The sequence below is a fragment of the Blautia sp. RTP21359st1_E11_RTP21359_211015 genome, from assembly GCF_040910705.1.
In the GTDB taxonomy this organism is placed as follows: domain Bacteria; phylum Bacillota; class Clostridia; order Lachnospirales; family Lachnospiraceae; genus Blautia_A; species Blautia_A fusiformis.
Map to the genome: position 1 here is coordinate 24,816 of NZ_JBDGAB010000007.1, position 12,627 is coordinate 37,442.

Annotated in this window: 11 protein-coding genes; 7 read left to right on the forward strand and 4 right to left on the reverse strand. The window is 45.4% G+C overall.

The window, feature by feature from the left end:
- Positions 1–4: 4 nt before the first annotated feature.
- Positions 5–880, reverse strand: a complete 876-nt coding sequence (locus AB5026_RS03950; RefSeq protein ID WP_022426360.1) for a LysR family transcriptional regulator — start codon at positions 878–880, stop codon at positions 5–7.
- A gap of 171 nt (positions 881–1,051) precedes the next feature.
- Here AB5026_RS03950 and AB5026_RS03955 point away from each other — a divergent pair, with 171 nt between their 5' ends.
- Genes AB5026_RS03955 through AB5026_RS03965 form a run of 3 tightly spaced genes read left to right on the forward strand, consistent with a single transcriptional unit; the run spans position 1,052 to position 3,449 of the window.
- Positions 1,052–2,518 carry a UbiD family decarboxylase gene (locus AB5026_RS03955; protein ID WP_022426359.1) on the forward strand — a complete coding sequence of 489 codons (1,467 nt, stop codon included), beginning with the start codon at positions 1,052–1,054 and terminating at the stop codon, positions 2,516–2,518.
- Positions 2,515–3,084 carry a UbiX family flavin prenyltransferase gene (locus AB5026_RS03960; RefSeq protein ID WP_192926453.1) on the forward strand — a complete coding sequence of 190 codons (570 nt, stop codon included), beginning with the start codon at positions 2,515–2,517 and terminating at the stop codon, positions 3,082–3,084. Before AB5026_RS03955 ends, AB5026_RS03960 begins: the two co-directional genes overlap by 4 nt.
- Positions 3,069–3,449: a hypothetical protein gene (locus AB5026_RS03965; RefSeq protein WP_015524472.1), complete on the forward strand. Its 381-nt coding sequence runs from the start codon at positions 3,069–3,071 to the stop codon at positions 3,447–3,449. The genes AB5026_RS03960 and AB5026_RS03965 overlap by 16 nt, the downstream gene beginning before the upstream one ends.
- A 122-nt stretch (positions 3,450–3,571) precedes the next feature.
- On the opposite strand, the gene AB5026_RS03970 is transcribed toward AB5026_RS03965, so the two are convergent.
- Positions 3,572–4,945, reverse strand: coding sequence for an MATE family efflux transporter (locus AB5026_RS03970; protein ID WP_022426357.1), 1,374 nt, complete (start codon positions 4,943–4,945; stop codon positions 3,572–3,574).
- Between the two features lie 289 nt (positions 4,946–5,234).
- On the opposite strand from AB5026_RS03970, the gene AB5026_RS03975 reads away from it, so the two are divergent.
- The 3 genes from AB5026_RS03975 (at position 5,235) to AB5026_RS03985 (ending at position 8,586) form a co-directional block, all read left to right on the forward strand.
- Entirely contained in the window at positions 5,235–6,725 is a 1,491-nt protein-coding gene (locus tag AB5026_RS03975; RefSeq protein ID WP_015524474.1) for an AAA family ATPase, read from the forward strand.
- 226 nt (positions 6,726–6,951) lie between these two features.
- A complete protein-coding gene (locus AB5026_RS03980; RefSeq protein WP_022426356.1) occupies positions 6,952–7,983 on the forward strand; it encodes a LacI family DNA-binding transcriptional regulator in 1,032 nt (343 codons plus the stop codon).
- 99 nt (positions 7,984–8,082) lie between these two features.
- The gene (locus AB5026_RS03985) at positions 8,083–8,586 is read left to right on the forward strand and encodes a gamma carbonic anhydrase family protein (protein WP_022426355.1); all 504 of its coding nucleotides are present in this window, start codon (positions 8,083–8,085) and stop codon (positions 8,584–8,586) included.
- 107 nt (positions 8,587–8,693) lie between these two features.
- On the opposite strand, the gene AB5026_RS03990 is transcribed toward AB5026_RS03985, so the two are convergent.
- Together AB5026_RS03990 and AB5026_RS03995 are read right to left on the reverse strand one after the other, a co-directional pair.
- Positions 8,694–10,076 (reverse strand): sodium:alanine symporter family protein, encoded by a 1,383-nt coding sequence (locus AB5026_RS03990; RefSeq protein WP_021650672.1) that lies wholly within the window; start codon positions 10,074–10,076, stop codon positions 8,694–8,696.
- 215 nt (positions 10,077–10,291) lie between these two features.
- Positions 10,292–11,200, reverse strand: coding sequence for a LysR family transcriptional regulator (locus AB5026_RS03995; RefSeq protein WP_022426354.1), 909 nt, complete (start codon positions 11,198–11,200; stop codon positions 10,292–10,294).
- Between the two features lie 114 nt (positions 11,201–11,314).
- Between AB5026_RS03995 and AB5026_RS04000 the strand changes: the two genes are divergently transcribed.
- On the forward strand, positions 11,315–12,619 hold the full coding sequence (locus tag AB5026_RS04000) for an NCS2 family permease (protein ID WP_021650670.1): 1,305 nt from the start codon (positions 11,315–11,317) through the stop codon (positions 12,617–12,619).
- Positions 12,620–12,627 lie beyond the last annotated feature (8 nt).

The window sequence follows — 12,627 nt, forward strand, 5'->3', positions numbered from 1 at the left end:
TACCTTACATATGGCTTTTCACAAACTGCAGAAAACATTCTGCAGAGGTTGTGAGAGCCATATTTTTTTTATGGGCAATTCCAACAGATAGCTTTTCCAGTCCATTAACCGGGACAGCAACAAGCGAAGGCTGACGAAAGAACTGAAAGCTGCTTTCTGTAAGAAGACTGATCCCTTCGCCAATTTCCACTGCGCTGACAATAGATTCTGCACGGGCAGTACGCAGAAGCTGAGGGTGGATCCCTGCATTATGAAAACTTTGCATACAGAAACGGTAAATGGAAGTGTGCGGAGGCATCAGGATAAAAGATTCTTTTTTCAGTTCGGAAAGAGAGACCGATTTTTTGGACGCGGAGGGATGAGCTTCAGGAAAAACAGCAACCAGACGGTCTGCTGTGAGAGCATGAAAAGTATAGAGCTCCGGGTCTATCATGTGTTTTCGTACAAAGATCAGATTAAAAAAGTCTTTTTCAAGACCGGAAAGAAGTTCTTCGTCTTCTACCTCCTTCAGAGAAAAAGAAAGCTCCGGGTGTGTATCACAAAAACTGTGTATCACAGAAGTAAGATGGTACTGAGAAAGAAAAGGAAGTGTTCCAATATGAAGTGCCTGGAGCTTACTGTCCTTAAAATAGTACACCGCTTCCAGAGAACGATGATACTGTCTGGAAATCTTAAGTGCTTCTTTGTAAAAAAACTCTCCTTCAGGAGTAAGCACAGCAGTACGCTTGCTGCGGTCCCATAAGGTAAGCTCCAGTTCTTTTTCCAGTTTCATGATCTGCTTGGAAAGGGAGGACTGGGAGATATGCATAGCTTCTGCAGCATCAAAAAAAGTCCGGGATTGAGCTGCACAGATAAAATAGTCGATCTGTTCAAGGGTCATGGTAACACCTGCCTTTTAGAAAATAGTGACGAATCATTCCATATTGGAAACAATTATATCATAGAAAGAATTGATTCACCATGTAAAAAAGAGATAAAATAACATAAGAAAATAAAGATGTTACTGAGAACGGAGTGAACAGTAATATAAAGATAACGCAGGAGGTTTTTTATGGCAGAAAAAGTAAGAGATCTGAGAAGTGCTCTGGCACTTCTGGAGCAGATGCCAGATCAGCTGATCGAAACAGAGGTGGAAGTTGATCCGATGGCAGAGCTTGCAGGGGTATATCGTTATGTAGGAGCCGGTGGAACGGTGAAGCGTCCCACAAAGGAAGGACCTGCCATGATCTTTAGTCGTATAAAAGGACACCCGGATGCAAGGGTAGCTATCGGTCTTCTGGCAAGCAGAAAAAGAGTTGCTGCTTTACTTGACACTCAGCCGGAAAATCTTGGAAAGATGCTCTGCAAAAGCGTGGAGAATCCAATTCCACCGGTCGATCTTGAAGGCGATGCACCGTGTCAGCAGGTGGTGCATAAGGCAGCAGATCCGGATTTTGACCTCTATAAGCTGGTTCCTGCGCCAACGAACACACCGGATGATGCGGGCCCGTATATCACACTTGGCATGTGCTACGCCACACACCCGGATACTGGAGTTCACGATGTGACCATTCACCGTCTCTGCATTCAGGGAAAAGATGAGCTTTCCATTTTCTTTACACCTGGTGCCAGACATATCGGAGCAATGGCAGAGCGTGCTGAGGAGCTGGGACAAAGGCTGCCGATTTCTATCAGTATCGGAGTTGATCCTGCTATTGAGATCGGTTCCTGTTTTGAGCCGCCTACAACACCACTGGGGTATGATGAGCTGTCTGTAGCCGGTGCACTGCGCAAAGAGCCGGTGGAACTCTGTAAATGTTTAACCGTTAACGAGCGTGCCATCGCCAATGCGGAATACGTGATCGAGGGAGAAGTGATCCCGGGTGTGCGTGTAAAGGAAGATCAGAACAGCAATACCGGATACGCCATGCCGGAGTTTCCGGGATATACAGGGCCTGCAAGTGATCAGTGCTGGCTGATCAAGGTTACAGCAGTGACACATCGTGAAAATCCGATCATGCAGACCTGTATCGGGCCAAGTGAGGAGCACGTATCCATGGCGGGAATCCCTACAGAGGCCAGCATCTATGGCATGGTGGAAAAAGCAATGCCTGGAAGGCTTCAGAACGTATACTGCAGCAGTGCCGGAGGTGGAAAGTATATGGCTGTCCTTCAGTTTAAAAAGCTTTCTCAAAGTGATGAGGGAAGACAGCGTCAGGCTGCACTTCTTGCATTTTCCGCCTTTAGTGAGCTGAAAAATGTATTTCTGGTAGATGAAGATGTGGACTGCTTTGATATGAATGATGTACTTTGGGCGATGAATACGAGATTCCAGGGGGATGTGGATGTGATCACCATTCCGGGTGTCCGTTGTCATCCTCTTGATCCGTCCAATGATCCTGCATTTTCTCCAAGTATCCGTGATCATGGAATTGCATGCAAGACTATTTTTGACTGTACGGTGTCTTATGATCTGAAGGAAGATTTTCACAGAGCCCGTTTTATGGAACTGGATCCGGAGAAATGGCTGAAAAAATGAAAAAGAGAATTATAGTTGGTGCGACAGGTGCAAGCGGCCTGCCGCTCCTTGTAAAATGTCTGGAGATCATCCGGGAGAATCCGGATTTTGAGTCTTATCTGATCATGAGTTCCAGTGCAGAGATGACTCTTCGCCAGGAGACGGAGCTGGAACCGGAGGATGTGAAACGATTGGCAGATCATGTATGTGCACCGGGAGAAATTGGGGCAAAACCGGCCAGTGGTTCTTTCAAAACAGAGGGGATGCTGATCGTGCCCTGCAGCATGAAGACGATCGCGGGGATCCACAGTGGCTATGCAGATAATCTTATTCTGCGTGCGGCAGATGTGACGGTCAAGGAACAGAGAATACTGGTGCTGGCAGCCAGAGAAACACCGTTAAGCGGGATTCATCTCCGAAATCTTTATGAGCTTTCCATGCTTCCGGGAGTGCGGATCATTCCGCCGATGCTGACGTTTTATCATAAACCGGAAAGCATTGATGATATGGTGTATCATATTGCGGCAAAGCTTTTGGAACCGTTTGGGATCGAAGCAAAGGAGTATCGCAGATGGAATGGATTATAAAAGAGTGTGTGGAGACTGCAGGCTGTGAGCTGGAGGTCAGTGCTGCATTTATCGGAGAGGATGTGCTTATCTGTCTGAAAGGCGGAGAGAGACCTCATCTGGGATGTGTGGTGCAGACGGAACCGAGAGTGTCTCTGACAGGGGATGGTTCTGTGAGTGCGACTTCTTCAGTTTTGAATTTTCCGGGACATAAGGACGAGGTGATCTGCCGGTGGATGGCGGAGAAGGTTTCGAAAGAGCTGGGAAAGAGAGTGGTTTGCACCGGGGGATTTCATAAGGATGGTATTTCGGAGAAAGAGATCCGGGAGGTGCAGGGAAGTGTTGTGCGTCTGACAGAGATGGTGATAGAAGGACTGCAGCGGTAGTTGAGTAACGAACGGCTGGAACCTGCTAAAGTTATTTTCCAAAAGTCCAAAACTTTCTTCGCTCAAACAGCGAATTTTTGAAAAATAACGCAGATTCCAGCCGTCTAAAATGTTTCTGTATTCTATTTATTTTCAAATATATTCTCACGGGTAATATTCTTAGCCCACTTCCCACTGAGATACCTTTTGATCACCCATGGCCACTTCACAAATTCATCCGTACAGAGCAGAAAATACACCCACATAACCGGCAGCTTCAGTACAAAAGCAGCGAAGAATCCAAGGGGTACTGCATATACCCACATATCAATGGTATCACAGATCAGACCAAACTTTGTATCACCACCTGCCCGGAACACACCGGCGATCAGGGTTGTATTTACGGCAGACCCCATAATATAGTAGCTGTTGATCAGAAGCATATATTTCAGATAATGCATGGCAGTGGGTGTCAGGGACGCAAATCTCATTACGAACGGTGTGATGGCAAGAACGATAAGTCCGCCCAAAAAACCTGCAATAACAGTAAGCTTCAGTGTTTTGGAAGCATAACGCCTGGAACGTTCCAGATCGCCCTGCCCCATAACATTGCCTAGAAGGATACCTCCTGCACTGGCAATACCGAAACAGAAAACAGAGCCGATATTACGGACTACTACAACCAGAGAATTGGCAGCAACCGCATCCGTACCAAGATGCCCCAGGATCACAGAGTACATGGAAAAACCAATACTCCAGGAAATATCATTGCCAAGAGCCGGCAGGGAAAGCCGCACGAAATCACTGAACAGCAGTTTGTTTTTTGTGAACATACATCGGAGATCCAGTCGGACATTTTTGCTGAAAGCAGAAACAATAAAACAGGCGATCAGCTCGATCATTCTGGAAAGTGCAGTAGCAATAGCCACACCGGTAGCACCAAGCTTGGGTGCTCCGAACAATCCGAAGATAAAAGTCGCATTCAAAAGAATATTTAGTCCAAAGGCCAGCATATTCATCGCCATGCTGGTAGTCACCCGTCCAATGCTTCGAAGAACAGCCAGATAAACCTCCGTCATACCCCAGCAGATATAGGTGATACCCATAATGCGGATATAGGAAGAACCAATGGCCAGAAGCTCCGGATCGTTGGTGAACAGTTTCATCATCATCTGTGGCATGGTAAATGCAACGAGTGCCACGAGAACAGAGATGATCATGGAAAAACGAAGAGCGATTCCCTCGATGATCTGAATGGCTTTGTAATCTCCCTTTCCATAATACTGGGCACAAAGCAGGGTGGCTCCCGTACCAAGACCGTAATAAACCATAAACAGGACATTGGAATAATTCGCTGCCAGGGATACTGCGGAGATGGATGACTGACCTACAAAGTTCAGCATGATAACATCGGCGGAATTGACCGCTGCACTTAGCAGATTTTGAATGATGATGGGGATGACAAGCTTAACGATCTGTGGATAAAAATCATCCCGCTGTGAAAGTTGATTTCTCATTTCCTCCTCCAAAAAAATACAATTACAATGACGTGAAAAACAGTAGATCACATACATGGTAACTGTGTCAGCTTTTGTAAAAAATGAAAGCAGACATGATTGCACGATAACATAGTTTACAGGCAGTGTCAATCAGCAAACTGTGGAACTGTTTAAACAACTTACGGGAAAATGACGAATACAAAAAATGAATAAAAAATGCATAAAAAACCATATCAGCAGTTGTTGAGATTTCCAATCCATGATAAACTGAATGAAGATATTTTTCAGAGAAAGAGGAGTAAAAAATATGCCAGTTTTTGATTTCAGCGCAGCACCGGCAGATAAAAAAGAGACAAAAAGCCAGTGCACATATACAACGTTTCGTTCCAATGAAACAAAAGCCACACCGGAGAAACCGGTGCTGATTCTGGATAACAGCAAAAGAGAGTGGAAACATCATTCTTGCGGATATTTTTCCAATCCTGCGAAGCAGACTGCATTTGAGTTTAAGGAAGAGGACGGTGTTTTTCCGGCAGACATCCTGAAGATCGATTCCCGTTTTACAAGCCTGATCAAATGGCTCGGAGAAAATCATATCAACATCCGTCTTTCAGGACAGAATACAGAAGAAGGATATGCTGTTTACAAAATCCGCGAGATCGCTTTTGGCGGAGGCACCAAGCTTTCTGCTGAGGACGGATTTCTTCAGTTTATGATCGAGCGTCTGTTTGCAAGCAGTGCGCCGGCAGAAGAAAATGAGAACGATGAGGAGGAAGAAGACGGTGACGATATGAAGCTTACCAGTATTCAGAGTATCACCGACTTTATGAACTGTGCCGGAAAGACTATGCCGGATAATATCCGTCTCTGGGCAAGAAGAAATCTGGCAGTTGCCCGTTCTCATGAGGTTTCTCAGGAGGAAAGACGCCATGCCCAGAGAGCACTTTCCATCATGATGAATATTCAGTGGAAGCATAATTATTTTGAGTCTATTGATCCGAAGGAAGCACGTCGTATCCTGGATGAGGAGCTTTATGGAATGGAGCGTGTAAAACAGAGGATCATTGAGACGATCATTCAGATCAACCGTACTCATACACTTCCTGCTTACGGACTGCTTCTTGTAGGACCGGCAGGTACCGGTAAATCTCAGATCGCTTATGCAGTTGCAAGAATCCTGAAAATGCCGTGGACAACCCTGGATATGAGTTCGATCAATGATCCGGAACAGCTTACAGGAAGCTCTCGTGTTTATGCAAATGCCAAGCCTGGAATCATCATGGAGGCTTTTTCCATGGCAGGAGAATCCAATCTGGTATTTATCATCAATGAGCTTGACAAGGCTGCATCAGGTAAAGGAAACGGAAATCCGGCAGACGTGCTTTTGACACTGCTGGATAACCTTGGTTTTACAGATAACTATATGGAATGTATGGTTCCGACAGTTGGTGTCTATCCTATTGCCACAGCCAATGATAAGGCACAGATCAGCGCACCTTTGATGTCACGTTTTGCAGTGATCGATATTCCGGATTACACACCGGAGGAAAAGAAGATCATCTTTTCCCGATTTGCGCTTCCCAAGGTTCTGAAACGCATGAGCCTGAAACAGGAAGAATGTATCGTAACGGATGAGGCGCTGGACGCAGTAATTAAGAAATTTGAAGATACCACAGGAATCCGTGATCTGGAGCAGGCTGCGGAGCATATTGCGGCCAATGCCCTGTATCAGATCGAGGTAGATCATGTGAAGGCTGTAACCTTTACCCCCGAGATGGTACAGGAGCTTCTGGACTGACAAAGGGATCTGTTTTGCAATGATAAAAATGCTTCCGGAGATTTTTTTCGGAAGCATTTTTGGCTGAAGGAATGCACCTGTTTATGCCGGGCCTGTCTGATCGTAAAGGAAAATTATAAAAATAATGAAATCAGGGATTGCCTGAGAAAGTGTAAATGTGTATAATGAGATAAAAGAGCGTGCGCGTGAACACAAAGCGCACAGGAGAGGTTTTGGAGGGTAAAATATGGCAGTAACATTACAACAGATTGCGGAAGCAGCAGGAGTTTCAAGAGGCACTGTGGACAGGGCACTGAACAACAGAGGCCGTATCCGCCCGGAAGTAGAAGAAAGGATCAAAAGGATCGCCCGGGAGATGGGATATCAGCCCAGCCGTGCCGGTCGTGCCCTTGCCATGGCAAAGAGGAAAATCCGTATCGGTGTGATCCTTCAGTATATGGAGACTCCTTTTATGCAGCAGGTTTTAAAGGGAGTCCTGGAAGCAAAAGAAGAAGTGGAGAGCTTTGGCGGAACAGTAAAGATCTATGAGATTGAAGGCGTGGAACCGGAAAAAGTAATGGCTGCAATGGAAGAACTCCGGGAAAAGGGGTTTAATGGAATCGCGCTGACTCCATCAGAGGATCAGCTTTTGAGAGCGAGGATCGATCAGTATCAGGAAGAGTATGGAATTCCGATAGTTACCTTTAATGCAGATCTGGAAGATACAAAAAGGTTATGCTTTGTGGGACAGGATACCTTTCAGGCCGGTCGTACGGCAGCAGGCCTGATGTGGGAGATGACAGGCGGAAACGGGCAGGTTGCCATAATTTCCGGACAGGTTGCCAATCCTGGTCTGATCAGCAGGCAGAAAGGATTCACGACAGAGATTAAAGAAAGCTTTCCGGGAATCGAGATCGTGGATATAAGGTATTCTTATGATGACGAATGGGTGGCATCCAAGATCGTGGAAGAACTTCTGGAGCTTTATCCGGAGCTGACCGGGATCTATATTACGGGTCATGGTGTAAAGGGTGTCTGCCAGACCTTGCAGAAGCTTGGAAAGGATAAAACCATGCATGTGATCGCCAATGATTTCCTGGAAGAAAATCTGAAATGGCTGAAAGAGGGGACGATCAATTTCCTTATCGGTCAGGATGCGGCTGTACAGGGACATTCTCCGGTGATTATTTTGTTCCAGCTTCTCTTTGACAGCAAGGCACCGGAAAAGGAATACCAGTATACAGATATTGTGATCCGGACGAAATATAATATGGGTTAAAAAGTCAGTATAATCATTAAAATTGCTGTTGTGCACGGAGTCTATAGTCAGATTATATACCAGGGTTCTGTACAGAAAAAAGCAGATTCAGGAGGAAAAATGAATTATAAAAATGTAAAGATCGCAGAAGGTGCCAGGATTGCAAAGCAGTCTGTGATCCTGGGAAATGTAACGATCGGCCGTGACAGCTGTGTATTATATTATGCGGTGATCCGCGGAGATGATGCGCCGGTAGTGATCGGAGAAGAAACAAATATCCAGGAAAACTGTACCATTCATGTGAGCCACAACATGCCGGTCCATATCGGAAACAACGTTACTGTGGGACATAATGCGGTGATCCATGGATGTACCATCGGAGACCGGACACTGATCGGAATGGGAGCCGTGATCCTGGATGGTGCAAAGATCGGAAACGAATGTATCATAGGAGCCGGAAGCCTTGTGACTAAAAATACGGTGATCCCGGATGGCTCCCTGGTAATGGGAAGTCCGGCTAGGATCAAACGAAACCTTACTTGGGAAGAGAAGCTTGGTATCGTGGAAAACAGCAAAGAATATCTTACTGTGTCCGAAGAGATGAAAGCGCAGGATGTATTATAAAAAAGTGAAGAAGACATTTGTAAACGGACAGCTCCGACTGCTTTGTAATATGAGAAGCAGTCGGAGCTGTAACTTTGTTATATAAAATGCTTATATTTATCGCTTTTTTATTTATCGATCACTTCCACCGGTGTGTCATCCCGTGCATCCAGATCGTTGATATATTTTTTGGTCTCTTTTACGATCACATTGGAAAGCAGTAATACTGCGATCAGGTTTGGAATAGCCATCAGTGCATTCAGGATATCCGCTACGGTCCATACCAGGTTCAGAGAAATAACAGGGGAGATGGCAGCTACCGCAATGTACAGCACACGATAGGGGATGAGTCCCTTTTTGCCGGAGAAATACTCCACGCACCGCTCGCCATAATATGCCCATCCAAGGACTGTAGAATATGCGAAGGAAATGATACCCACTACAAGGATCACAGGACCAAGAACCGGGATCTGCTGAAAAGCCAGTGTAGTAAGAACACCGCCATCAGTGATATTTCCCATGTCGATCGAAGGATTTTTCATAATACTGGTTACCAGAACAAGACCGGTCATCAGACATACCACAACGGTATCCCAGAATGTACCGGTGCTGGAAACGAGAGCCTGACGAACCGGATTTCTTGTCTGTGCGGCAGCAGCAGCGATGGGGGCAGAACCCATACCGGATTCATTGGAAAAAAGTCCTCTTGCGATTCCATACTGCATGGCCATCATGATACCACGTCCTACAAGACCTCCTGCAGCAGCACCAGGGGTAAAAGCAAATTTGCAGATGGTTTTTACTGCGGGAATGATAAAATCGAAATTGATCCCCAGGATGATGATACATCCGATCACATAGAAAAATGCCATAAACGGAACAAGACGTTCACATACATTGGCGATGGATTTGATCCCGCCGAAAATAACAAGAGCAGTAAGAACTGCCACAGCAATGCCGATCGCTGCCGGAGAAATATGAAGGTTCTCATTACATACCGTTGCAATGGCATTGACCTGGGTAGCACATCCGATTCCAAAGGAAGCAAAGCCACCGAAAAAGGCAAAGATCAGACCAAGCCAGCGCATATTTAATCCGCGCTCCAGGGCATACATAGCACCACCCTGCATACGGCCGTCTTTGGTTTTGACGCGGTATTTTACAGCGATAAGAGACTCACTGTATTTGGTGGCGATTCCGAAGACACCGGTAAGCCAGCACCAGAGGACTGCACCGGGACCACCAAGAGCAATGGCAGTACCGACACCGATGATATTTCCGGTTCCAATAGTGGAAGCAAGGGCTGTTGTCAGGGCGCCAAACTGGCTGACTTCACCTTCCGCATTGGTATCTTTGGTGACAGACAGGCGAATGGCGGTACCAATCTTACGCTGGATCACACCGGTACGGATGGTCATGAAAATATGGGTGCCCAGAAGTAAAATGATCATCCACCAGCCCCACACCAGACTGTCGATCTGGTTTATCACACTTCCGATTGCATTCATCATAGAAATCTCCTCCCTTTCTCAAAGCGAAATATCGCAGGACTGCAGAAATAGCACAAGGGCGTACAGACACAGGAAATATGTGCTGTACGCCCTTGTACGTTACGCTCTTAAGTTTTGATTATTGTGTTAATTATACAGGAATATTCAGAATAATGCAACAAAAAGATTCCCTCTGAACAGAAGATTTTTTGCTTCAATATATGTTGATCAAAACACTACAGGACCTTCCTTGCAGTACATATAAAATCCCGGGCGTACTGTGGGAGATAGGTACCTCTTCGGTATGCAATTGTCAGTGTGCTGAAAACGCCATCTTCACCAATGGAAAAACAGGCTGGTTTTACAGGGAGGTCCATATTTTGAACATAGGTTTCCGGGGTGAAACACATACCAAGTCCTTGCATGCAGAGTTTGACACAGGTTTCTGTGTTGCGGCTCTGTATTGGCACATAAGGCTTGATATGGGCAGCTTTCAATGCTTCCAGCGAAAGCTGTCCGGTAGTCTGTTCCGGAAAATGCAGGATAAAAGGCTCTTCTGCCAGAAGTGAGAGATCAAGCTTCGGGTATATGCCGTGAGTGGATACACTGCCGGCAGCAGCCAATGGGTGCTCCGGAGGCATGATCAGAAGGATTTCTTCTTTTTTCAGCAGTTCGTATTCCAGCTTGGGGTGTTTATGTACTTCATTGAAAATGCCAAAATCAAGCTGATCATTGAGCAGAAGTTTTTCCTGGATAGAATATGCCTCTTCCAGGATATTGACCTTTACTTTAGGATATTTTTGAAAAAAAGAGGTCATGATCTGAGGAACCATACAGGTACTCCTCATCAGTGGGAAAGCAACGTTCAGTTCTCCTTCATTATTTTCTGTAAGATCTTTCAGCTCTTTTTCCCAGTCCTGTTGTATCTGCAGGATCTTTCGGGTATACTCCATATATTTGCGGCCCGCAAAGGTAGGTGTATAGCTGTTTCCGCTGCGGCTGAACAGCTTGGTCCCCATTTCTCGTTCCAGTTTCTGGAGATGCTTGGTCAGGGTTGGCTGGGAAATATAAAGCTCCTGTGCGGCTTTTGTAAGATTCTGATATTTGGCAATGCAGAGAATGTACTTCAGTTCATGATAGTTCATGTTTTCCTCCAATTATTCCATTTTGGTATAATTTTTATGTATAATATGAATTTGACTTCCTGATATGCATATTTTACAATACATCCTATCATCATATCAAGGGGGAAAAAATAAATGAAAAACTGGCTGGAAAAACAGTTCAGACTGTCTGAGTTCAATACAAATATAAAAACAGAACTTCTGGCAGGACTGACAACTTTTGTAACTATGGCATATGTGCTTGCCACGATCCCAAATATTCTGGCAGGCGCCGGTTATGATAAACACACGACTCTGACAGCTATGATCATTCTGATCATTGTGACCAGCTGTGCAATGGCATTGGTTACCAATCGACCGTTTGCTCTGGCTCCGGGACTTGGAAGCGTTGGAATTATTGCGTCTATGATTACCAATGAAGGCGTAAGTATGCCGATCGCAGCAGGTGTGATATTCTGGAGTGGTGTTCTTTTTATCATAATTTCATTCTTTGGTCTGAGAGAAGCCGTGGTACGTGTGATCCCGGTAAGCCTGAAACAAGCGGTTAGTGCCGGTATTGGTCTGTTTATCGCACTTCTTGGTGCAAAAAACTGTGGATTGATCGTGGCAAATGATGCAAAAAACTGTCTTTCCTTTGGAGATCTTGCATCTCCATCTGTGATCGTAGCAGTGATCGGATTTCTGATCCTTCTGGTGATCAAGGTACGAAATATACCGGGTGGTATGATTCTTGCGATCCTGCTGACCACTCTGGCAGGAATTCCTTTCGGTGTTACACATGCTCCGGAATCCATTTTTGCATTTCCGGCAGGTATCGGCCATCAGTTCCTGAAAGTTGATTTTATGGGAGCGCTGAATTTTGCTTATATTCCATTTCTGATCGCTCTGTTTGTACCGGATTTCTTTTCTACATTCGGAACAGTTCTGGGAGTGGGAGCAAAGGCAGGCTATCTGGATAAGGATGGAAATCTTCCGGGTATTGATAAATGCTTTAAGGTAGATGCGATTGCAACAAGCTTTGGAGCATTGTTTGGAATGCCGAGTCTTACTACTTATCTGGAGTCATCTGCAGGCGTAGAAGCAGGAGGAAAAACGGGACTTACGGTTATTTTTACAAGCATTTTCTTCGGACTTTCGCTGTTTCTGGCACCACTGGCTCTTGTGATCCCATCTGCGGCAACCGGTCCGGTGCTGATCTATATCGGCATCAATATGCTTGGTGCTATGAGAAATATTGATTATTCGGATATTACAGAGTATATTCCGGCATTTTTATGTGTAACCTTTACGATTTTTGCAAATAATATCGCAAATGGTATCTGCGTGGCGCTTCCGGCTTATCTCGTTATGAAGATCGCAGCAGGAAAGATCAAAAAGGTTGAACCGGTCATGTATGTACTGGTAGCAGTCTGTCTGTTGTATTTTTATTCAATTATCTAAGGATGGTG